This window comes from Streptomyces phaeofaciens (assembly GCF_014648915.1).
GTDB lineage: Bacteria > Actinomycetota > Actinomycetes > Streptomycetales > Streptomycetaceae > Streptomyces > Streptomyces phaeofaciens.
Genome location: NZ_BMSA01000001.1, coordinates 321,754 through 343,732, shown reverse-complemented (window position 1 = coordinate 343,732; position 21,979 = coordinate 321,754). Strand labels below are relative to the sequence as shown.

The following is a 21,979-nucleotide window of genomic DNA, read 5'->3' as shown; positions in this document are numbered from 1 at the left end:
TGAACCTTGTTCACCTTCTCCGGGAGAACGCGTACGGCAGCGCGCCCGGCTCCGGCTCCGCGGTGCACCGGAACGGCGAGCGGCGCGGCAACGGATTAACGTGCGAGCAGGCCGAGGAGAGGAGCGGAGCGTGCGTGAGATCCTCCCGGTCCTGAACGGGTGGTACGCGGCCGGTGCGCCGTTCGGGCTCGCGACCGTGGTCGCCGTGAGTCGCAGCGCGCCGCGCGATCCGGGGGCGGCCATGGCCGTGGGGCCGGGGGACGAGGTCGTGGGCAGTGTGTCCGGGGGCTGTGTGGAGGGCGCGGTGTTCGAGCTGGCCCGACAGGTCGTGGCGAGCGGACAGGCCCGGCTGGAGACCTTCGGGTACAGCGACACGGACGCCTTCGCGGTCGGGCTGACCTGCGGCGGCGAGATCACCGTCCTGGTGCGGCCCGTCTCCCCCGCGCACGACACCGCCTTCGGGGCGGTCGCCGACGCCGTCGCCGCGCACGAGCCGGTGACCGTGGCCACGGTGGCCGACGGGCCCGCGCCGCGCGGCGCCACGCTCGCCGTCTGGCCGGACCGGGTCCGCGGCACCCTGGGCGCGGAGGGCCTGGACGCGGCGGTCACCGCCGACGCGCGCGGTGAACTCGCCCTCGGCGCGACCGGCCTGCGCCACTACGGGCCGCACGGGCAGCGCCGGGAGGACGCGGTCGCGGTGTTCCTGCACTCCTTCGCGCCGCCGCCGCGGATGCTGGTGTTCGGGGCGATCGACTACGCGGCCGCCGTGGCCGGCATCGGCGCCTTCCTCGGCTACCGGGTCACGGTGTGCGACGCCCGCCCGGTCTTCGCCACGCCGCGCCGCTTCCCGGACGGCGTGGAGGTCGTCGTCGACTGGCCGCACCGCTATCTGCGCGGCACGGACACCGACGACCGGACGGTGATCTGCGTCCTCACCCACGACCCCAAATTCGATGTGCCGCTGCTGGAGGAGGCGCTGCGCCGGCCGGCCGCCTACATCGGCGCGATGGGCAGCCGCCGCACCCACGACGACCGGCGCGCCCGGCTCGTCGAGGCCGGGCTCACCGAACGGGAACTGGCCCGGCTGCGCTCACCGGTCGGCCTCGACCTGGGCGCCCGTACGCCCGAGGAGGTCGCCGTCTCCGTGGCCGCCGAGATCGTCGCCCTGCGCTGGGGCGGCAGCGGCGAGCCGCTGACGGCGACTGCGGGGGCGATCCACGGCCGGCCGCCGGCGGCCCGGTGACGCCCCGCCCCGGACGTGGTCCGGCCGCCGGCGGCCCGGTGACCGCCGCACGGCGGCCGGATCAGGTCCGGGGCGGCAGCCGGTGCAGGACCACGTCCGTGAGGGCGCCGTCGGCGACGGTGGCCGTCAGGTAGGTGCAGTGCGGCTGGCGACGGCGGTCCGTCGGGGAGCCCGGGTTCAGCAGGCGCGGACCGCCGGGGGCCGTGGTGTCCCAGGGGATGTGGCTGTGGCCGAAGACGACTACGTCGACGCCGCCGCCGGGGAAGTCCGCCGCGCAGCGGGCCTCCCGGCCCCGGGCGGGCCCGGTGTCGTGGACGACGGCGAAGCGCACCCCGCCGAGGTCGGCGTACGCGACCTCGGGCAGCCGGGCGCGCAGCTCGGGGCCGTCGTTGTTGCCGTACACGGCGACCAGCCTGCGGCTGCGGCTCTCCAGCAGGTCGAGGGTGGCGGTGTCGACCCAGTCCCCGGCGTGGAACACGACGTCGGCGTGCGGGATCTCGTCGAGCAGCGGGGCCGGCAGGGCCTTGGCACGCCGGGGAAGATGGGTGTCGGACATGAGGAGCAGGCGCACGCGGCCAGGGTACGTGCCTCCCGTCGCGCGGTGCTTCGCCCGGCCGGGCGAACCGGGCGATTCGGACGGCCGGGCGGGCGTGACCGCCGGGCGGAACGGGTACGGCGGCCCCCGACCATGAACGCTCGGCAAAGTCCGGGGACCGACACGGAACAGAACAGGTGGGGCCCGTTCCGCGGGGTTAGCATCGGGCCACGCGCCCGCACCACGGCAAGAACAGAGGGGGCCAGGAGCCCGATGCCGGTCAAGGTCAGCGTCATCGTCCCGGTCTACAACCCCGGTCGTTACATCGAGGACTGCATCGCCTCGCTGCTCGGGCAGTCGCTGCCGCCCGACGCCTACGAGATCGTCTTCGTCGACGACGGTTCCACCGACGGCACCCCGGCCCGGCTCGACGCCCTCGCCGCCGAGGACTCCCGGGTGGTGGTCGTCCACCAGGAGAACTCCGGCTGGTCGGGCAAGCCCCGCAACGTCGGCATCGACGCCTCGCGGGGCGAGTACGTGATGTTCGTCGACAACGACGACCACCTCGGCCCCGAGGCCCTGGAGCGGATGTACGCCTACGGCAAGGAGAACGACGCCGACGTCGTCGTGGGCAAGATGGTCGGCCGGGGCCGCGGGGTGCCCGTGGAGCTGTTCCGCGTCAACCGGCCGCACGCCACCGTGCACGACGCGCCGCTCATCGACAGCCTCACCCCGCACAAGATGGTCCGCAGGGCGTTCCTGGACCGCACCGGGCTGCGCTTCCCCGAAGGGCGCCGGCGCCTGGAGGACCATGTCTTCGTCACCGAGGCCTACCTGCGCGCGGACAACGTGGCCGTGCTCAGCGACTACGTCTGCTACTACCACGTGCGGCGCGACGACGACGCGAACGCGGGCTTCCAGCGCTTCGACCCGGTGGGGTACTTCAAGAACCTGCGCGAGGCCCTCGACGTCGTCGAGCGGTACACCGAACCCGGCCCGCTGCGCGACAGGCTGTTCCGCCGCTGGCTGCGCGTGGAGATGGTCGAGCGGCTGCGCGGCCGGCGCTTCCTGGGGCTGCCGGAGGACTACCGCAGGGAGCTGTTCGACGAGATCCACGGCGTGGTCACCGAACGCTTCGGGCCGGAGGTGGCGGCACCGCTCCAGCCCACCCAGCGGGTGGTCGCCGCGCTGGTCACGGACGGCCGGTACGACGACGCCGTGGCGTTCGCCGAGTGGGAGTCGGGTGTCGCGCTCGCCGTCGAGCCGGAGGCCGTCGAGTGGCGCGAGGGCCTGCTGCGGATCGCGTTCGCCGCCGAGCTGACCCACGACGGCGGCCCGATGACCTTCCCGTCCGCCGGCGGTTCCCCGCCGTGGCCGCCGAAGGACGTCGGGCAGGCGGTGCGCTGGCTGGGCGAGGACGTCGTGGGCCGGTTCGGCCGGGCCAGGCCCGATCTGCTGCTGCGCGAGCGGGCCGGCGGCGAGCAGTACTTCCAGCCGGTGGAGGTGGTGCGGGAGACCGTGCCGGCCGGCGACGGCAGCCGGGTGCGGCTGGTGCTGCGGGGCACGGCGACCGTGGACCCCGGCGCCCGCGCGGTGCTGCCCGCCGACGGTCTGTGGGACGTGTACGTGCGCGTCGGCCTGGGCGGCTGGACGAAGGAGCTGCGGCTGGGCCCGGCCCCCCGCCACGACCGGCCCGCCCCGCCCGCCGGGGTCGTCGCGGGCCGCGTGGTGCTGCCGTACTGGACCGACCGGCACGCCAGTCTCGCGCTGGACGTGGGCCGGGCGGGCAAGGGGCTCGGGCTGGGGCGGCTCACCCCCGGGGACGTCACCGTGGACGGGGACCGGCTCGGCGCGGACCTGCCGCTGTACGTGCCGGCGCCGGCCGAGGTGATGCTCCGGCTGACCGGGCCGGGCACCCACGACGTACCGGCCGTCCTCTCCCCCGGCGGCCGGCTGGAGGCCGTCCTGCCCACCGCCGTCCTCCGCGGGCGCACATGGCGTGCCGCGCTCTGTCTCGCGCCGGACGCGGCACCGGCGCGCCTGCACCCGCTGCCCTTCGCACTGCGCGCCGGCGCCGACCGGGTGCGCGCGGTGCCCGCGCCCCGGCCCGGCCGGGCCCGCCGGCTGGCCCGGCGGGTGCGGCGCGCCCTGCACCGGATCCTCGGCAGGATCACCGCGCGGACGGAGTGAGGCATGCGGCCACTGGGCATCGACGGGGCCTGGGTGCTGGATCCCGAGGTGTTCGGGGACGACCGGGGCAGCTTCCACGAGTGGTACCGCGCGCCGGAGTTCCGCGCCGCCACCGGCTACGGCCTGGACCTCGTCCAGGCCAACTGCTCGGTCTCGCGCCGGGGTGTGCTGCGCGGGGTGCACTTCGCCGATGTGCCGCCGGGCCAGGCGAAGTACGTCACCTGTGTGCGGGGCGCGGTCTTCGACGTGGTGGTCGACCTGCGGGTGGGTTCGCCGCGGTTCGGGCGGTGGGAGGCGGTGCGGCTGGACGACACCGCGCGGCGGGCGGTGTTCCTCGCCGAGGGGCTCGGCCACGCCTTCCTGGCGCTGACCGACGACACGACGGTGGTGTACCTGTGCTCGGCCGGGTACGCGCCCGAGCGCGAGCACGGGGTGCACCCGTTCGACGCCGGTCTGGGCATCGTCTGGCCGGACGGCACGCGGCCGCTGCTGTCCCCGAAGGACGCCGCGGCGCCGTCGCTGGCGCAGGCGGAGGCGTCCGGGCTGCTGCCGTCGTACGCCTCCTGCCTCGCCCGCTACGAAGAGCTGCGCCTCAGCCGCTGACGGCGATCCGCTCCAGCGCCGCGCGCAGCGGCTCCCAGCCGCGGGACCGGCGAAGGCCCCGGTTGCGGGCGCGGACCAGCGGGCGCCAGAAACCGGCGTCGAGCAGGGTCTGCGGCGGAACGGCCCGGACCCGCTCCAGGACGGTCTCGGGGACCTTCTGCGGGTCGGGCACGTCGAACTCGGCGATGATCTCGTCGTACTTCCGGGTCAGGACCCGGTTGCGGGGGTCGGCGCCGAAGACCACCAGCTGGCCGGTGGGCTGGGTGTCGACGACGACGGTGACGAGGTCGGGGCGGTACCGGGTGAGGATCTCGGCGACCTTGTAGACGTCGCCGGTCCAGGCGGTGGTGTGCCGCTCGCGGGCCGCCTCGTCGACGCTGCGGGGCAGCATGTCGTCGAGGACGATCACGCTCGACCAGTCCGCGTGCTGCTCGACGTTGACGAAGTCCCGCAGCGCGTACTCGAACAGGTGCATGCCGTCGATGAAGGCGAGGTCGAGGGTGGTGCGCCGCCAGTGGCCGAGGGGGTGACGGCCGCGGCGCAGGTTGCGCCACGGGTGGCGGCCGCCCCGGAGGTGGGCCAGCGGGTCGGCGCGGGCGAAGAAGTCGTCACTGGTGGCCTTGACCAGGTGGACGTCGCAGCGCAGTTCCGAGGTCACCTTGAACGCGGGGTCCACGGCGATGCTGGGGACCCGCGACAGCCGCAGGCTGCGGCCGTCGTTGACGCCGATCTCCAGGTAGTTGCGGTTGGCGGTGGCCTGGTGCAGTGCGCGCAGGAAGTCATGGCGTTTCACGCGGCGTCTCCTAGGGTCTCCTCGCGGATCAGGGGCAGTGCTTCACTCAGGGCGGCCCGCCAGTCCCTGGGCGGCGGCAGATCCGCCTCCCGCCAGCGGCCGTGCGCGAGCACGCTGTACGCCGGCCGGGGCGCGGGCCGCCGGAACGCCTCGCCGGTGGTGGGACGGACTCGGTCCGGATCGGCGCCGATGCCGCGGAACACCTCGCGGGCGAGGTCGTACCAGGTGGCCTCGCCGGCGGCGGTGGCGTGGAAGACGCCGGACACGCCCGGGCCGATCTTCGGGCCCAGGTCGGCGACGCGGGCGGCGACGTCGGCACTCCAGGTGGGCTGGCCGCGCTGGTCGTCGACGACGTCGAGGGTGTCGCGGCGGGCCTCCAGGTCGAGCATCGTGCGCACGAAGCTGTGGCCGTGGACGCCGTAGAGCCAGGCGGTGCGCACCACGGCCGAGGCGCCGGGGAGTTCGTCGAGGACGGCCCGCTCGCCCGCGAGTTTGGTGCGGCCGTAGGCGGAGCGGGGCGCGGGGGGATGGTCCTCGGGGTAGGGGGCGGTGCGGGCGGCGCCGTCGAAGACGTAGTCGGTGGAGACGTGCACCAGCCGGGCGCCGTGTCCGGCGCAGGCGCGGGCGAGCAGCCGGGGGCCGTCGCCGTTGATGCGCAGGGCGCGGGGCTCGTCGGTCTCGGCGTCGTCGACGGCGGTGTAGGCGGCGCAGTTGACCACCAGGTCGGGGCGGTGCGCGGCGAACGCGTGCGCCACGGAGTCGGGCCGGGTGATGTCCAGGGCGGCGTGGTCGAGCCCGGTGACGTCGGCGCCCCGACGGGCCAGTTCGGCGACGGTGTCCCGGCCGAGCATGCCGCCGGCGCCGGTGACCAGCCAGCGCGTCATCGGCGCACTCCCCGCTTCAGGGGTTCCCACCAGTCGCGGTGGTCCCGGTACCAGGCGACGGTGTCGGCGAGGCCGGTGGCGAAGTCGTGGCGGGGACGGTAGCCGAGTTCGGTGCGGGCCTTGCTCCAGTCGACGCTGTAGCGCAGGTCGTGGCCCTTGCGGTCGGTGACGTGCTCGACCCGGTCCCAGCCGGCCCCGCAGGCGTCCAGCAGCAGGCCGGTCAGCTCTCGGTTGCTCAGTTCCGTGCCACCGCCGATGTTGTAGACCTCGCCGGGGCGGCCGTTCGTCCGGACGAGGTCGATGCCGTGGCAGTGGTCCTCGACGTGCAGCCAGTCGCGGACGTTGCGTCCGTCGCCGTAGAGGGGGACCCGCTCGCCGTCGAGGAGGTTGGTCACGAAGAGCGGGACGACCTTCTCGGGGAACTGGTGGGGCCCGTAGTTGTTGGAGCAGCGGGTGACGCGGACGTCCAGGCCGTGGGTGCGGTGGTAGGCCAGGGCGATCAGGTCGGAGGACGCCTTCGACGCGGAGTACGGGGAGTTGGGGGCGAGCGGGTGCTCCTCGGGCCAGGAGCCGGTCTCGATGGAGCCGTACACCTCGTCGGTGGAGACGTGCACGAACGGTCCGACGCCGTGCCGCAGGGCGGCGTCCAGCAGGGTCTGGGTGCCGAGCACGTTGGTGCGGACGAATGTGCCGGCGCCGTCGATGGAGCGGTCGACATGGGACTCGGCGGCGAAGTGCACGATCTGGTCGGCGCCGGCCGTCAGCTTGTCGACGAGCGGGGCGTCGCAGATGTCGCCCTGCACGAACTCCAGGCGGGGGTGGCCGACCGGGAGGTTGGTGAGGCTGCCGGCGTAGGTCAGCTTGTCCAGGACGGTGATGTCCGCGGTGCCGCCGGCGAGGAGGCCGCGGACGTAGGCCGAGCCGATGAAGCCGGCGGCCCCGGTGACGAGGAGGTTCATGTGTGGATCTGCACCTTGCTGTGGTCGCCGAGGACGAGCCGGTGGGCACTGGGGACGCCGGGTGCCGGGGTGACCTCGACGTGCCGGCCGATGAGGGAGTTCTCGATGCGGCCCACGCCGTCGATGGAGGAGTCGCGCAGCACGATGGAGAACTCCAGCTCGCTGTCGGTGATGCGGCAGTTCTCCGCGACGGAGGTGAAGGGGCCGACGTAGGAGTCGCGGACCTCGGTGCCGGCGCCGATGACGACGGGCCCGACCACCCGGGAGTTGACCACCCGGGCGCCCGCCTCCACGATCACCCGGCCGACGGTCTCGGAGGCGTCGTCGACCTCGCCGTCGATCCGGCGTTCCAGGCCCTCCAGGACGGTCCGGTTGACCTCCAGCATGTCGACGACGTTGCCGGTGTCCTTCCAGTAGCCCTTGATGATCGTGGATCGGACGTCGGCGCCCGCGTCGATCAGCCACTGGATGGCGTGGGTGATCTCCAGCTCGCCGCGGAAGGAGGGCCGTACGGCGCGTACGGCCTCGTGGACGGCGGGTGTGAAGAGGTAGACGCCGACCAGGGCGAGGTCGCTCTTGGGCTCGCGGGGTTTCTCCTCCAGGCCCACGACCTGCCCGGCGGAGTCGAGTTCGGCGACGCCGAAGGCGCGCGGGTCGGGGACGCGGGTGAGCAGGATCTGGGCGTCGGGCCGGGTGCGGCGGAACTCGTCGACGAGGTCGGTGATCCCGCCGACGATGAAGTTGTCGCCGAGGTACATCACGAAGTCGTCGTCGCCGAGGAAGTCGCGGGCGACGATGACGGCGTGGGCGAGGCCGAGAGGCCGTTCCTGGGGGATGTAGGTGACGCGCAGGCCGAACCGGGAGCCGTCGCCGACGGCCTCGCGGATCTCGTCGGCCGTGTCGCCGACGATCATCCCCACCTCGGTGACGCCCGCGGCGGCGATGGACTCCAGGCCGTAGAAGAGGACGGCCTTGTTGGCCACGGGGACGAGCTGCTTGGCCGAGGTGTGGGTGATCGGCCTCAGCCGGGTGCCGGCACCACCGGACAGCACGAGAGCCTTCATCTGCCTCACCCTAGCCCGGGATGTCCGGATCGGAACGTTGATTCATCCACATACGTGCATATTGTCGTTTTTCATGCCCGTCCGGCCCACCGGCGAGGCGGCTCAGTACTCCAGCTGGACCTCGCTCCACACCTGCTTGCCCCCGCCGACCGGCAGCGTGCCCCACGCGTCGGACACGGCCTCGACGAGGAGGATGCCGCGGCCGCCGGTGGACTCCCAGCCCACGTGGGTGGGCTTGACGGGGGTGCGCGGCGAGGCGTCGGTGACCGCGACGCGCAGCCGGCGGTGCATCAGGGTCAGGCCGAGCCTGACCCTGCCGTCGGTGTGCACGAGCGCGTTGGTGACGAGCTCCGAGACGACCAGCAGGGTGGTGTCGGCCGCCTCCGCGGGCACGCCCCAGGCGCGCAGGGTGCGCCGGGTGAAGCGGCGGGCCTGCCGGGCCGCCTCGGGGACGCGCCAGACGGTCCACCCCTCCCGCAGCGGCTTCACGGCCATGCCGTCGTAGCGCATCAGGAGCAGGGCGACGTCGTCGCCGCGGTGGGCGTTGCCGAGCAGGGCGTCGGCGACGAGGCCCAGGTGGGCGGGGTCCGAGACGGACAGTTCGTGGGCGAGCCGGTCCAGGCCGGCGTCGATGTCCAGCTCCGCGGACTCGACCAGCCCGTCCGTGGTCAAGGCGATCACCGTGCCGGGCAGCAGCCGCAGCGGGGTCATCGGGAACTCCGCGCGGTCCAGTACGCCGAGCGGAGGACCGCCCTCGGTCTCGGCGATCTCGGTGGTGCCGTCCGGGTGACGCAGCACGGGCGGCGGATGCCCGGCGCGCACGCACCAGGCGGTGCCGCCCTCCATGTCGACGTCGACATAGCAGCAGGTGGCGAAGAGGTCGGTCTCCAGCTCCATGAGCAGCCGATTGGCGTGGGCGAAGACCACGTCCGGCGGATGGCCCTCGGCGGCGTAGGCCCGCAGCGCGGTGCGCATCTGGCCCATCATGGTGGCGGCGGCCGCGCTGTGGCCCTGGACGTCGCCGATCACGAGGGCGACATGGTGGTCGGGCAGCGGGATCACGTCGTACCAGTCGCCGCCGACCTCCAGTCCGGCGGTGGCGGGCAGATAGCGGGCGACGGCGACCCCGCCGGGGAGCTTGGGCAGCCGGCGCGGGAGGAGCTGGCGCTGGAGCATGGCGACGAGCTCGTGCTCGGCGTCGAAGGCGTGGGCGCGCGTCAGGGCCTGCCCGGCGAGGCCCGCGGAGGCGATGAGCAGGGCGCGTTCGTCGGGGCCGAAGTCGTGCGGGGCGTCCCAGCCGATCAGGCACGCGCCGGCCATCCGGCCCGCGCCGGGCAGCGGCAGCACGGCGAGACCGCCGGGGCCGACCCCGGCGAGGGCGGGTTCCAGGTCGACGGTGCCGGCGGGCCAGATCTGGGCGCGGCCCTCGCGCAGCGCGGCGGCGAGCGTGGGCATGGCACGCACCGGCGCGTCGGGCCACTCGGTGCGCCACTCCGACTGCCACAGCTCCGGCCAGGCCTCGGGGGCGGGCGGGTCGAGAACGGTGACGACGAGCCGTTCGTTCTCCAGCTCGGCGAGGGCGATCCGGTCGGCCCGCAGCGGCTTGCGCAGCGCGGCGACGACGGCCTGGCCGACGTCGCGGACCGTGCCGGCCATGGCGAGCGCGGCGGCCAGGCGCTGCACCCGGGCGACGTCGGTGCCCTCGGGACGCAGGGTGGAGGCGTCGGTGACGGTGCCGACGAGCCGGGCCGGCCGGCCGTCGCCGCCGGGCAGCAGGCGGCCGCGCAGCCGCAGCCAGCGGGGCGGGCCGTCGGGCTGGAGCACCCGGAACTCCAGCTCGCGGTCCCCGATCGACATGTGGTCGGCCTCGACGACGGACATCAGCGAGGGCAGGTCCTCGGGGACGGTGAGCCCGAGCAGGGTCTCCACCCGCCCGTCGAACTCCTCCCGCCGGATCCCGAACAGCTCCAGGAGGTCGTCGCCGACCTCGACCCGGCCGGAGTCCATGGCGAGGGAGAAGCCGTTGCCGTGCGGCACCTCGCGCTCGGCGGACGCGGCCGGGGCCGAGGGCGCGGGGCACGCGACCGCCGCGGCGACAAGCGCGAGGCACGAGCGGTCGTCGGCGCCGAAGCCCCCGGGGTGCTCGCTGACCGCGAGCAGGCAGCCGTCGGCGCCGGGCACGGGCAGGGCCGCCAGATGCACGTCCCGGGCGGGCATCCGCCGCGTGTCCGCCCAGTCGGCCAGCTCCTCGGGCCCCAGCCACACCGGCCGCCCGCCCCGCCGGGCCTCCACGGCCGGGGAGCCGCCGTCGAGGGGGTAGCTCTCGCGCAGCCCGTACAGGGTGCGCGGCACGCCGGCCGACTCGGCCAGGCAGAGCGTCCGCCCGTCGTCGCCGGGCGTGTAGACGGCGGCGAGGGCGGCCCCCGAGAAGACGAGCGCCTGTTCGAGGACGCGTCGGAGCCGTTCGGGCGCGGCCGGGTCCGCGGTGATCGTCTTCAGCGCGATCTCGGCGCGCACGGGCCCCGATCCGCGCCCCGTCGCACCCTCACTGACCACGTCCGTCATTACAGCGCCTGTGGAACCGGTGCGCAGCCCCTGTGGGCCGTTTCGGGGCGGCCGCGGCCCGGTTTCGGGGCGGCAGGGCGCGGGGGCCGGGCCCGCGGCCGCCCGGGACACGGGCCGCTCGCCGTGCGCGTCCGGCCGCCAGGGGGCAGATTTGGTGCGTGAGAACCCGTGCGGCCTGGCGAGGAGGTGGTCGCCGTGTCCGACGGGGACAGGTCGTCCGGTCAGGTGCCGACGGCCGTCCGGCCCCCGCTCCGCCAGCCCCTGCTGTCGCTGGCGCTGACCGCGATGATGGACGCCGTCGGGGCGCACTCCGGGGCGGTGTATCTGCGGCCCGGCGACGAGCCGGTCCTGGAGATGGCGGTGATGGCGGGGCTGCCCCGGGCGTTCGCCGCGCCCTGGGAGCGGGTCGGACTGAGCGCGCCGATCCCGGTGGCGGAGGCGGTGCGCGAGCGGCGGCTGGTGTGGGTGGGCGGGCAGGAGGACATGGCCCGGCACTATCCGCGGATCGCCGTGGTGCTGCCGTACCACTTCGCGCTGGCCGCCGTGCCGGTGGCGACCGCCTCCCGGGTGTACGGCGCGGTCTTCGTGACCTGGCCCGGCTCGCATCCGCCGGAGCTGTCCGAACGGGAGCACCTGGAACTGACGTCGGCCTGCGACCGGCTCGCGGCCCGGCTGGAGCGGGCGGCGCAGGAGAACCGGACCGTGCACGCCGAGTCCGATCTGCTGGTCGCGGGGCCGGTGGGCGGGGCCGCCCCCACGCTCGGACCGGTGGAGGCGGCGCGGATGGTGGCCCGGCTGCCGTACGGGCTGTGCTCGCTGGATCTGAGCGGGCGGGTGGGGTTCGCCAACGCGGCCGCGGCGGAGATGCTCGGGGTCCCGGCGACCCGGCTGCTCGGCACCCAGCTGTGGGCGTCGGTGCCCTGGCTCAACGACCCCTCGTACGAGGAGCGCTACCGGGCGGCGCTGATGAGCCAGGACGCGGTGTCGTTCGTGGCGCTGCGGCCGCCCTCGGACTGGCTGTCGTTCCGGCTCTATCCGAGCACCACCGGGATCAGTGTGCGGATCGCGCGGGCCCGGGCCGTGTCGGAGACCAGGGCGGCCGACCCGCGGCCGGGGGACGCGCCGACCCGGCTGGTGTCGATGTCCCAGGCGCTGAGCCTGGCGGGGGCGCTCACCGAGACGGTGAGCGTGCAGGACGTGGTGGGGCTGGTCGCGGACGAGATCGCGCCGGCCGTGGGCAGCCAGGCGCTGGCCCTGCTCGGGGCACGGGCGGGGCGGCTGCACGTCCTGGGACACCACGGGTATCCCGACCCGGACGCCGTGGAGCGGTTCGACGGGCTGCCGCTGTCCTCCCAGACGCCGGGCGCGCACACCGTCGCCCACGGTGTGCCCGCGTTCTTCGAGTCCCGGCGGCAGCTGGAGCACCTGTACCCGGCCCGGCAGGGGAGCCCCGACGGCTTCGCGTCCTGGGCCTATCTGCCGCTGATCGCCTCCGGGCGGCCGGTGGGCGCCTGTGTGCTGGCGTACGCCACCCCGCATCCCTTCTCCACCCATGAACGTGCCGTGCTGACCAGTCTGGCCGGGCTGATCGCGCAGGCGATGGACCGTGCCCTGCTGTACGACGCCAAGCACCAGCTCGCGCACGGGCTCCAGGCGGCGCTGCTGCCCCCCTCGCTGCCGTCGCTGCCCGGCATCGAGGCGACGGCCCGCTATCTGGCGGCGACCCGGGGCATGGAGATCGGCGGCGACTTCTACGACCTGGTGCCGTCCCCACCGCTCGCGGCGGCGGTGATCGGGGACGTCCAGGGGCACAACGTGACGGCGGCCGGGCTGATGGGGCAGATCCGCACCGCCGTCCGCGCGTACACGACGGTCGGGCAGGAGCCGGCGGAGGTCATGCGCAGCACCAACCGGCTGCTGATCGAGCTGGGTTCGGATCTGCTCGCCAGCTGTCTGTACCTGCGGCTGGACCCGGAGCGACAGCGAGCGGTCATGGCCCGCGCCGGGCACCCCCCGCCCCTGCTGCGCCGGCCGGACGGGCGGGTCCGCGTGCTGGATCTCGCGGGCGGGCCGCTGCTGGGCATCGACGGCTCGGCCACGTACCCGACGACCGAGGTGGAGCTGGCGCCCGGCTCTGTCCTCGCCCTCTACACCGACGGGCTGATCGAGACGCCGGGCGTGGACATCGAGGACGCGGTCGCCGACCTGGGGCGGCGGCTGGGCGAGGCCGGGGACCGTCCGCTGGAGGAGCTGGCCGACGAACTGGTGGGCCCCTACGCGGCGGCGGAGGAGCGGATCGACGACGTGGCGCTGCTGTTGCTGCGGGCGCGGGGCGACGGCTGAGGGACCCCTCCGGAAAAACGCGGGGCGGCGGGTCGGCCCCTCCGCCGAAGGGTCGGCCCGCCGCGTGTTCCTGCGTCAGGGGGCGTCAGTGCTTGTTGTTGTCCTGCTCGTCGTTCTGCTCGTCCACCGCACCGGCACCGGCGTCCTCGGCACCGCCCTCGATGGCCTCGCCGGTCTGGTCGTCGACACCGTCACCGTTCTCGTCCACCGCACCGGCACCGGCGTCCTCGGCACCGCCCTCGATGGCCTCGCCGGTCTGGTCGTCGACACCGTCACCGTTCTCGTCCACCGCACCGGCGCCCGCTTCCTCGCCGGCCCCGGCCTCCTCGCCGGCCCCGGCCTCCTCGCCGCCGACCTGGTCGTCGGCACCGAGGCCGCCGCCGTCACCGAGGGTGGCGCCGACCGCCTGGAGGGCGGTGGTCACCGGCTGGAAGAAGGTCTCGCCGCCGGCGGTGCAGTCACCGCTGCCGCCGGAGGTCAGGCCTATCGCGAGGCCGTCCTGGGTGAACAGGGAGCCGCCGCTGTCGCCGGGCTCGGCGCAGACGTCGGTCTGGATGAGACCGGTGACGGTGCCCTCGGGGTAGTTCACCGTGGCGTCGAGGCCGAGGACCTGACCGTCGTTCAGACCGGTGGTGCTGCCCATCCGGAAGACCTGGGTGCCCACGGTCGCGTCGGCGGCCTGGCTGATCTGGACCGTCTGATCGCCGAGATTGACCTCGCTCGGCGCCTGGGTGTTGGGGTCGTCGTACTTCACGAGTGCGAAGTCGCCGTCGCCGGGGAAGGTCGCCTGGTCGACCGTGGCGATCGGCTGGCCGTTCTCGGAGTCGGACCACTGCTCGGCCGCGACCCCGCAGTGACCGGCCGTCAGGAAGGCCGGGGAACCGTCGCCGGCGGTCACGTTGAAGCCGAGGGAGCAGCGCGCCCCGCCGGCGAAGATGGCGTCGCCGCCGGAGGCGAAGGTCTTGAAGGTGCCGGCCGACTTCTGGATGGTCGCCATGCCCGAGCCGAGGCTCTGGACGGTGGACTCCAGCTGGTCCCACTTGCCGGCGGTGACGGTGGAGTCGGCGGTGACCAGGATCTGGTTCGTCCGCGGGTTGACGGCCCACGCGGTGCCCGGGATGGTCGCCTTGGCCTTCAGCGTCTGGGCCGCGGCCTCCAGCTCGGCCGGGCTGTTCTCCACCTCGCGGACCTTGGCGCCGGCCTTCTGCGCCTGGACGACGACGTTGTTGTCGTCGCCGGACACGTCGATGACGTTGACCACGAGCTGCTGCTGGTCGGCGTCGTAGTACGAACCGGCGAAGGCGTCACCCAGCAGTTGCTGGAGCTGCGCGGCGAGATCCGAGGCGTCGCCCGCCTTGAGGGTCTTCACCGCGGCGGCGTCGCCGGAGCCGTCCTGCGAGGCGTTGGCGTTGGGAAGCAGGAGTGCCGCCGCTCCGAGCGCAGCCACACCGCCTACCGCGATCACGGCCTTGCGCTTCGAAACTCGCTTGTGACTCAAAAAACTCGACCTCCTGGGGGACGGGGTCTGGCTGCCGGAGATCGGCAGCTCCGTACAGCGGCGCCTGGTTGGCCATAGGTACGCGGGGGGCGCGTGATGTGTTCAATCGCTTTTGCCAACTTCCTTTGCGGAACCGGGAATCGGCCATGACCCGCGGCGTAACCGCCCATGACCCGTGCCCGACCTCGCGGGGCGGGGAACAATCACCCATATGACGATGACGACCGTTGAAGCCGACAAGATCCTCTCCGTCAACTTCGCCCCTTGGGTCCTCGCCCTCGGCCTCCGCGTCGAAGCGCTGGGCGACGACCGCGCGACCCTTCGTCTGCCCTGGTCGCGGACGTTGGCGCGGGAAGGCGGGGGACTCTCGGGGCAGGCCCTGATGGCGGCCGCGGACACCGCCACCGTGATCGCCGTGTCGGCGGCCCGCGGCGCCTACGGACCGATGACGACGGTCCAGCAGTCCACCTCGTTCCAGCGGGCGGTGACCGATTCGGATGTCCTGATCGAGTCGGTGCTCACCAAACTGGGCCGCCGGATGGCGTTCGCCGACATCACCCTCACGGCCGAGCGGACGGGCGAGCTGGCGGCCCGGGCGAGCACGGTCTACGCCCTGCTGGGCTGACGCGCTGCGTGACCGACGGGTGACGGTCCGTCGAGATCGACGGGCGGAATCCCTGCTTCAGAGAATCTGCACACCGATTGCCCAAGCGGGTCACCGGGCACCGCGGTTCTGCACAACTCCGCGGCGCCCGCCACGCCATTGCGCCGGGTGTGTCCAATTCGCCGCGCGGACCCCGGCGCCCATCGGAGCGATTCCCGCCAAAGGTGTGGAGAAGTCGCCGACAACAGGTGCGCGCGTCTGCACCGTTTCCCGCTCCTGTGCCGCAACTGCCCAGGTGAGACGGGTGCGCGAGTGGCTGCGCCGACCGCGGACCTGCTTTGATCCATCGCACCGCGGGGGCCGAAACGCCTGGAGCGAACGGGCGTCCGACGCCCGCGGTCGCGGCCGTCATCTGTCCCCAGAGGGGGCCGCTCCCCCCTTATTGAGATATCCATGTGAAGGGAAGTTCCACCATGAACTCCACCCCCCAGGTTGAGACCGTCGAGATCTCGGACGCCGAGCTGGACAACGTCTCCGGCGGCCTGTCCCTGAACGCCCTCGGCACCGTGACCGGCCTGGTGGACGGTATCGCCCCGGTCTCCGGCCTGGTCGACACGGCCGTCGGCACCGTCGAGGGTGTCACCGGCCTGAGCACCGCCCCGGTCACCAACCTGGTCGCCGGTCTCTGATCGCACCCCGTGTGACCTGTTGAGTCCCGGAGCCGTGACCCGGCTCCGGGACTCCTCGGTGTCCCCGCACTCTCCGAGGAAAGCCCGTGCAGTTCCGCCAACAGGCCCTCGCCAAGCTCCAGTCACCGGAGGAACTCGACCTTCCGGTGCGTTTCGCGCGCCCGCAGGGCTGGCTGGTGCTGTCCGTGACCGTGGCCGTCATGGCGGCCGCGTCCGTGTGGGCGGTGACCGGTTCGGTCGCGTCCACGGTGAGCGCGCCCGCCGTCCTCACCCACGGCAGGGGCAGCTACATCCTCCAGAGCCCGGCCGCCGGCCAGGTGACCGCCGTCCTCGCCGAGGAGGGCGAGCGGCTCCCCGCCGACTCCCCGGTGCTGAAGGTGCGCACGGCCGACGGCGACGCCGTGGTGCGCACGGTCGCCGCGGGCCGGATCACCGCGCTGGCCGCCACCGTCGGACAGATCATCTCCACCGGCGCGAACGTCGCCGCCGTGGAGAAGGTCTCCGACGCCGACGACCCGCTGTACGCCACGCTGTACGTGCCGGCGCAGAACGCCGCGTCGATCCCGGCGCACGCGGCCGTCGACCTGACCGTGCAGACCGTGCCGTCCCAGGAGTACGGCGTGCTGCGCGGCCATGTGAAGTCGGTGGACCGCACAGCCCAGTCGGCGCAGCAGATCGCCGCGTTCCTCGGTGACGGCCAGCTGGGCGAGCAGTTCACGAAGGACGGCCGCCCGGTGGCCGTCCTCGTCCGCCTGGACACCTCGGCGTCGACGAAGAGCGGCTACGCGTGGTCCTCCGCGGACGGGCCGCCGTACCGGCTCACCTCCATGACCATGGCCTCGGGTGCGATCCGGCTGGCCGACCAGCGTCCCGTCGATTGGCTGCTCCCGTGACCCCCGCCGCACCGAACGACCGGCCACTGCCATGACCACCGCCGAGCAGACCCGCAGCCGGCGCAAGGCCGCGCCGCCCCGCCGTACGGTCCCCAAGAGCCGGGGGAAGACCGTCCGGACGCCCACCGTGCTCCAGATGGAGGCCGTCGAGTGCGGCGCCGCCTCCCTCGCCATGGTCCTCGGCCACTACGGCCGGCACGTCCCGCTGGAGGAGCTGCGCATCGCGTGCGGTGTCTCGCGGGACGGCTCACGCGCCAGCAACCTGCTGAAGGCGGCCCGCGGTTACGGGCTGACCGCCAAGGGCATGCAGATGGACCTGGCCGCCCTCGCCGGGGTGCAGGCGCCCGCGATCCTGTTCTGGGAGTTCAACCACTACGTCGTCTACGAGGGGCTGGGCCGCCGCTTCGGCCGTCGGGGCGTGTTCGTCAACGACCCCGGCAAGGGCCGGCGTTTCGTGCCGATGGAGGATTTCGACGGCAGCTTCACCGGTGTGGTGCTGGTCGTGGAGCCGGGCGACGGCTTCGAGCGGGGCGGGCGCAGACCGGGTGTGCTGGGTGCCGTGCCGGCCCGGCTGCGCGGCACCGCGGGCACCCTGCCGGCCGCCGTGCTGGCGAGCCTGCTGCTGGTCCTGGTCGGCGCCGCGGTGCCGGCGCTCAGCCGGACCTGGATCGACATGTTCCTGATCGGCGGTCAGACCTCGCTGCTGCCGGTGCTGTTCACCTCGATGGGGGCCTGTGTCCTGCTGACCCTCGTCCTGACCTGGCTCCAGCAGACCAACCTCCACCACGGCCGGATCATCTCCTCGACGCTCTCCAGCGCCCGCTTCCTGCGCCATCTGCTGAGGCTGCCGGTCACCTTCTTCTCCCAGCGCAGCCCCGCCGACCTGGTGCAGCGCCTCCAGTCGAACGACGCCGTGGCCGAGACCCTGGCCCGTGACCTGGCGTCGGCGGGCGTGGACGCGATCGTCGTCGTCCTGTACGCCGTGCTGCTCTACACCTACGACCCGCAACTGACCTTCGTCGGCATCGGCGTGGCACTGCTGAACATCGTCGCCATGCGGGTCGTCGTCCGGATGCGCGCGACCCGCACCGCGAAGCTGCGCGCCGACAACGCACGGCTCACCAACACGGCCTACACGGGCCTTCAGCTGATCGAGACGATGAAGGCGACCGGCGGCGAGGACGGCTACTTCCGCAAGTGGGCCGGACAGCACGCCACCACGCTGGAGGAGCAGCAGCGGCTCGGGGTGCCGAGCGCCTGGCTGGGGGTGGTGGCGCCGACGCTCGCCACGCTCAACAGCGCGCTGATCCTGTGGATCGGCGGTATGCGGGCGATCGAGGGCGGCATCTCGGTGGGGCTGCTGGTCGCCTTCCAGGCGCTGGTCACCCGTTTCACGGCGCCGCTGACCCGGCTGAACGGCGTGGCGGGCCGGATCCAGGACTTCGCGGCGGACGTGGCCCGGCTGAAGGACGTGGAGAACTTCCGCGCGGACCCGCTGTACGACCGTCCCGGTGGCGCCGAGTCCACCCGCCGGCTGCACGGCCATGTCGAGCTCGTGGACATCACCTTCGGCTACAGCCCGCTGGACAAGCCCCTGCTGGCCGGCTTCGACCTGACGGTCGGCCCGGGGCAGCAGGTGGCGCTGGTGGGCGGCTCCGGCAGCGGCAAGTCCACGGTCTCCCGGCTGATCTCGGGCCTGTACACGCCGTGGGAGGGTGTGATCCGGGTCGACGGACAACGTCTGGAGGACATTTCGCGCGGGGCGCTGGCCTCCTCCGTCTCCTTCGTCGACCAGGAGGTGTTCCTCTTCGAGGGTTCGGTCCGCGACAACGTGGCGCTGTGGGACCCGTCGATCCCGGACGACGCGGTCGTCCAGGCGCTGCGGGACGCGGCGCTGTACGACGTGGTGCTGCGCCGGCCGGGCGGCATCCACAGCGGGGTGGAGCAGGACGGCCGCAACTTCTCCGGCGGGCAGCGCCAGCGTCTGGAGATCGCGCGGGCGCTGGTGCGCCGGCCGAGCATCCTCGTCCTGGACGAAGTGACCAGCGCGCTGGACGCGGAGACCGAGCGGGTGGTCATGGACAACCTGCGCCGACGCGGCTGCGCGTGCGTGGTGATCGCCCACCGGCTGAGCACGGTCCGCGACAGCGACGAGATCGTCGTCCTGGAGCACGGCACGATCGTCGAGCGCGGACGGCACGAGGACCTGGTGGCACGCGGCGGCGCGTACGCGGCACTGGTCAGGGAGCGTTGAGATGACGGCCGTACCCGAGGGCGACGTCGTTCTCGCCGCACTGGGACAGATGGGCTCGCAGATCGACTGCGCCGGCTTCAGCCGCCTCGACCTGGAGGGCCCGCAGGTGCTGTGGCTGGTCGCGTCGGGCGCGCTGGACCTGTTCGCGGTGGACGCCGAACAGCAGGGCCACTGGCACCACTTGGGTCGCCTGGAGGCGGGCGCGCTGCTGCTCGGTCCGGTCGCCGGACCCCAACACACCCTCGTCGCACGCCCGTTGCGCGACTGCGTGGTGCACCGCGTCGGCCTGCGTGAGCTGTACCAGCCCGCGAGCACCCAGACCTGGTCCTACGACGAGTACGGCAACCCCCAGTACGTGCCGCCGACTTCGAGCCCGCTGGAATACGCGCTCGCCCTCGGTGTCGGCCGCGGTCTGTCGATCCTCTTCCAGGCGCCGATGGCCACCGAGCGGGCCGCTGAGGTCACCGACGACGACGTGTTCTGGATGCAGGTCCCGCCGGGGAGTGTGCAGTACGGCCAGTTGTACGGCGCGGAGGCGGCCGCCGACCTGCTGATGGACCCGGCGGTGTGGCAGTCCATGGTCGACCAGCAGTACCGGCTGCTGACCGCGCTGGACCGCTGGATCGAGCAGCTGGAGCGCAGCCACGAGACGCGTACGGCCGCCGGGATCAAGGCCGGTGAGGCGGTGCGCGCCCGCGCCGACCGGACGCTGCTCGCGTCGATCGGCCGGACGGCGGGTCCGCGCGTGACGTCCGCCGACGCGGACGCCACCTTCGCCGCCTGCCGACTGGTCGCGCGGGCGGCGGGGATCGCCCTCGCCGAACCCGCGCGGATGGGGGCGGGCGAGGACCGGCTGGACCCGGTCGAGCGGGTCGCCGTGGCCTCCCGGGTCCGCACCCGGGCCGTCCGCCTCGACGGGCGCTGGTGGCGGGACGACGTGGGCCCGCTGGTCGGGCACCGGGCGCTGTCCGGGGCGCCGGTGGCGCTGCTGTGGCGGCGCGGCGGCTATGTCGCCGTCCATCCGTCGACCGGGCGGGAGACCCCGGTGGAGAAGGCGAACGCGGAGGAGTTCGAGCCGCGGGCGGTGATGTTCTACCGGCCGCTGCCGGAACGGATGTCGGGCCCGCTCGGGCTGCTGCGGTTCAGCATGCGCGGCACCCGCGGGGATCTGGTGAACCTGCTGCTGAGCGGGCTGGTGACGGTGGCGATCGGGGCGCTGGTGCCGATCGCCACCGGCAAGGTGCTCGGCGAGTACGTGCCGAGGGCGCAGCCGGGGCCGATCGCGCAGGTCTGTCTGGCGGTGATGGTCGCCGGTGTGGTCGCGGCGGCGTTCACGCTGCTCCAGAACCTGACCATCCTGCGGCTGGAGGGCCGGATCGAGGCCACCCTGCAACCGGCCGTGTGGGACCGGCTGCTCAGGCTGCCGACGACGTTCTTCGCCGCACGCTCGACGGGCGAGCTGGCGAGCGCGGCGATGGGCATCAGCGCGATCCGTCGGCTGCTCGCGGGACTCGGCCCGTCGGTGGCCCAGTCGGTGACCATCGGCGCGATGAACCTGGGGCTGCTGCTCTGGTACAGCGTTCCGATGGCGCTGGCCGCGATCGGCATGCTGGTGGTCGTCGCGGCGGTGTTCCTGGGGCTCGGGCTGTGGCAGGTGCGCTGGCAGCGGCGCCTGGTGGTGCTCTCCAACAAGCTGAACAACCAGGCGTTCCAGACCCTGCGGGGACTGCCGAAGCTGCGGGTGGCGGCCGCCGAGAACTACGCGTACGCGGCCTGGGCGGAGCAGTTCGCGCGCAGCCGCGAGCTCCAGCAGCGGCTCGGCCGGATCAAGAACCTCAGCACGGTGCTGGGCGCGGTCTATCTGCCGTTGTGCTCGCTGCTGATGTTCATGCTGCTGGCCGGTCCGGCACGGGGTGCGCTGTCGGCGGCGGACTTCCTCACCTTCAACACGTCGGTGACCATGCTGCTGACCTCGGTCACCTCGCTGACCGGCGCCTTCGTGGCGGCGGTGGCCGCGCTGCCGCTGTTCGAGGAGATCGCTCCGGTTCTGGAGGCGACGCCCGAGGCACGGACCGCGAGCACCCGGCCGGGCCCGCTGTCCGGCGCCCTGGAGGCCCGCCGGCTGTCGTTCCGCTACTCCGACGACGGTCCCCTCGTCCTGGACGACGTCTCCTTCGAGGTGCGGCCGGGCGAGTTCGTGGCGGTCGTCGGCCCGAGCGGCTGCGGCAAGTCGACCCTGCTGAGACTGCTGATCGGCTTCGACCGTCCGGTCTCGGGCAGTGTGCTGTACGACGGCCAGGACCTGGCGGCCCTCGACCCGTCGGCGGTGCGCCGGCAGTGCGGGGTGGTGCTCCAGCACGCCCAGCCGTTCACCGGATCCATCCTGGACGTCATCTGCGGCACCGGCTCCTACACCCCGGAGGAGGCGATGGCGGCCGCCGAGCTGGCGGGGCTCGCGCAGGACATCGCGCGGATGCCGATGGGGCTGCACACCATCGTCGCCGGCAGCGGCTCGGTCTCGGGGGGCCAGCGCCAGCGGCTGATGATCGCCCAGGCGCTGATCCGCCGGCCGCGGCTGCTCTTCTTCGACGAGGCGACCAGCGCGCTGGACAACGAGACCCAGCGCACGGTCATCGAGAGCACCCGCAAGCTGAACGCCACCCGGGTCGTCATCGCCCACCGGCTGTCGACGGTCATGGACGCCGACCGGGTGATCGTGATGGAGAACGGCAGGGTCGCCCAGCAGGGCCCGCCCGCGCAGCTCCTCGCGGACACGGGCGGGCGGCTGCACGAGCTGGTGCGGCGGCAGCTGGCGTAGCGGGCGCGGTGCCGGCGCCCGGTCCACGGCGCCGGTCACGGTGG

At 73.6% G+C, this 21,979-nt stretch carries 16 protein-coding genes; 9 read left to right on the top strand and 7 right to left on the bottom strand.

What is annotated here, in order from left to right; all coding sequences use genetic code 11:
- Nucleotides 1–130 precede the first annotated feature (130 nt).
- Nucleotides 131–1,243, top strand: a complete 1,113-nt coding sequence (locus tag IE275_RS01510) for an XdhC family protein (RefSeq protein ID WP_189706591.1) — start codon at nt 131–133, stop codon at nt 1,241–1,243.
- Nucleotides 1,244–1,304: 61 nt separating this feature from the next.
- On the opposite strand, the gene IE275_RS01505 is transcribed toward IE275_RS01510, so the two are convergent.
- Nucleotides 1,305–1,814, bottom strand: coding sequence for a metallophosphoesterase family protein (locus tag IE275_RS01505; RefSeq protein WP_189706589.1), 510 nt, complete (start codon nt 1,812–1,814; stop codon nt 1,305–1,307).
- Between the two features lie 237 nt (nt 1,815–2,051).
- Between IE275_RS01505 and IE275_RS01500 the strand changes: the two genes are divergently transcribed.
- Both IE275_RS01500 and rfbC read left to right on the top strand, forming a co-directional pair.
- Complete coding sequence (locus IE275_RS01500; RefSeq protein ID WP_189706587.1) at nt 2,052–3,968, top strand: glycosyltransferase family 2 protein; 1,917 nt, start codon at nt 2,052–2,054, stop codon at nt 3,966–3,968.
- A gap of 3 nt (nt 3,969–3,971) precedes the next feature.
- On the top strand, nt 3,972–4,571 hold the full coding sequence (gene rfbC, locus IE275_RS01495; RefSeq protein WP_189706585.1) for a dTDP-4-dehydrorhamnose 3,5-epimerase: 600 nt from the start codon (nt 3,972–3,974) through the stop codon (nt 4,569–4,571).
- On the opposite strand, the gene IE275_RS01490 is transcribed toward rfbC, so the two are convergent.
- From IE275_RS01490 to IE275_RS01470, 5 genes are all read right to left on the bottom strand, one after another.
- Nucleotides 4,561–5,364, bottom strand: a complete 804-nt coding sequence (locus tag IE275_RS01490) for a class I SAM-dependent methyltransferase (RefSeq protein ID WP_189706583.1) — start codon at nt 5,362–5,364, stop codon at nt 4,561–4,563. The two genes, rfbC and IE275_RS01490, sit on opposite strands and share 11 nt — an antisense overlap.
- A complete protein-coding gene (gene rfbD / locus IE275_RS01485) occupies nt 5,361–6,248 on the bottom strand; it encodes a dTDP-4-dehydrorhamnose reductase (RefSeq protein WP_189706580.1) in 888 nt (295 codons plus the stop codon). Before rfbD ends, IE275_RS01490 begins: the two co-directional genes overlap by 4 nt.
- The gene (rfbB, locus tag IE275_RS01480) at nt 6,245–7,207 is read right to left on the bottom strand and encodes a dTDP-glucose 4,6-dehydratase (protein WP_189706578.1); all 963 of its coding nucleotides are present in this window, start codon (nt 7,205–7,207) and stop codon (nt 6,245–6,247) included. The genes rfbD and rfbB overlap by 4 nt, the downstream gene beginning before the upstream one ends.
- Nucleotides 7,204–8,271, bottom strand: a complete 1,068-nt coding sequence (locus tag IE275_RS01475) for a glucose-1-phosphate thymidylyltransferase (protein WP_189706576.1) — start codon at nt 8,269–8,271, stop codon at nt 7,204–7,206. The genes rfbB and IE275_RS01475 overlap by 4 nt, the downstream gene beginning before the upstream one ends.
- A 102-nt stretch (nt 8,272–8,373) precedes the next feature.
- A complete protein-coding gene (locus IE275_RS01470) occupies nt 8,374–10,827 on the bottom strand; it encodes a SpoIIE family protein phosphatase (RefSeq protein WP_229870070.1) in 2,454 nt (817 codons plus the stop codon).
- Between the two features lie 195 nt (nt 10,828–11,022).
- On the opposite strand from IE275_RS01470, the gene IE275_RS01465 reads away from it, so the two are divergent.
- The gene (locus IE275_RS01465) at nt 11,023–13,179 is read left to right on the top strand and encodes a SpoIIE family protein phosphatase (RefSeq protein ID WP_189707344.1); all 2,157 of its coding nucleotides are present in this window, start codon (nt 11,023–11,025) and stop codon (nt 13,177–13,179) included.
- Nucleotides 13,180–13,264: 85 nt separating this feature from the next.
- Here the strand turns inward: IE275_RS01465 and IE275_RS01460 are convergent, their stop codons facing one another.
- Nucleotides 13,265–14,677 carry a S1 family peptidase gene (locus IE275_RS01460; protein ID WP_189706572.1) on the bottom strand — a complete coding sequence of 471 codons (1,413 nt, stop codon included), beginning with the start codon at nt 14,675–14,677 and terminating at the stop codon, nt 13,265–13,267.
- 211 nt (nt 14,678–14,888) lie between these two features.
- Here IE275_RS01460 and IE275_RS01455 point away from each other — a divergent pair, with 211 nt between their 5' ends.
- The 5 genes from IE275_RS01455 to IE275_RS01435 all read left to right on the top strand — a co-directional run bounded on the left by IE275_RS01455 (nt 14,889) and on the right by IE275_RS01435 (nt 21,935).
- Nucleotides 14,889–15,302 carry a PaaI family thioesterase gene (locus IE275_RS01455; protein ID WP_189706570.1) on the top strand — a complete coding sequence of 138 codons (414 nt, stop codon included), beginning with the start codon at nt 14,889–14,891 and terminating at the stop codon, nt 15,300–15,302.
- A 452-nt stretch (nt 15,303–15,754) separates the two neighbouring features.
- A complete protein-coding gene (locus IE275_RS01450) occupies nt 15,755–15,970 on the top strand; it encodes a type A2 lantipeptide (protein ID WP_189706568.1) in 216 nt (71 codons plus the stop codon).
- 86 nt (nt 15,971–16,056) lie between these two features.
- Nucleotides 16,057–16,863 carry an HlyD family efflux transporter periplasmic adaptor subunit gene (locus tag IE275_RS01445; RefSeq protein ID WP_189706566.1) on the top strand — a complete coding sequence of 269 codons (807 nt, stop codon included), beginning with the start codon at nt 16,057–16,059 and terminating at the stop codon, nt 16,861–16,863.
- Between the two features lie 31 nt (nt 16,864–16,894).
- Entirely contained in the window at nt 16,895–19,117 is a 2,223-nt protein-coding gene (locus IE275_RS01440) for an NHLP family bacteriocin export ABC transporter peptidase/permease/ATPase subunit (protein ID WP_189706564.1), read from the top strand.
- A 1-nt stretch (nt 19,118) separates the two neighbouring features.
- Nucleotides 19,119–21,935 carry an NHLP bacteriocin export ABC transporter permease/ATPase subunit gene (locus IE275_RS01435; protein WP_189706562.1) on the top strand — a complete coding sequence of 939 codons (2,817 nt, stop codon included), beginning with the start codon at nt 19,119–19,121 and terminating at the stop codon, nt 21,933–21,935.
- Nucleotides 21,936–21,979 lie beyond the last annotated feature (44 nt).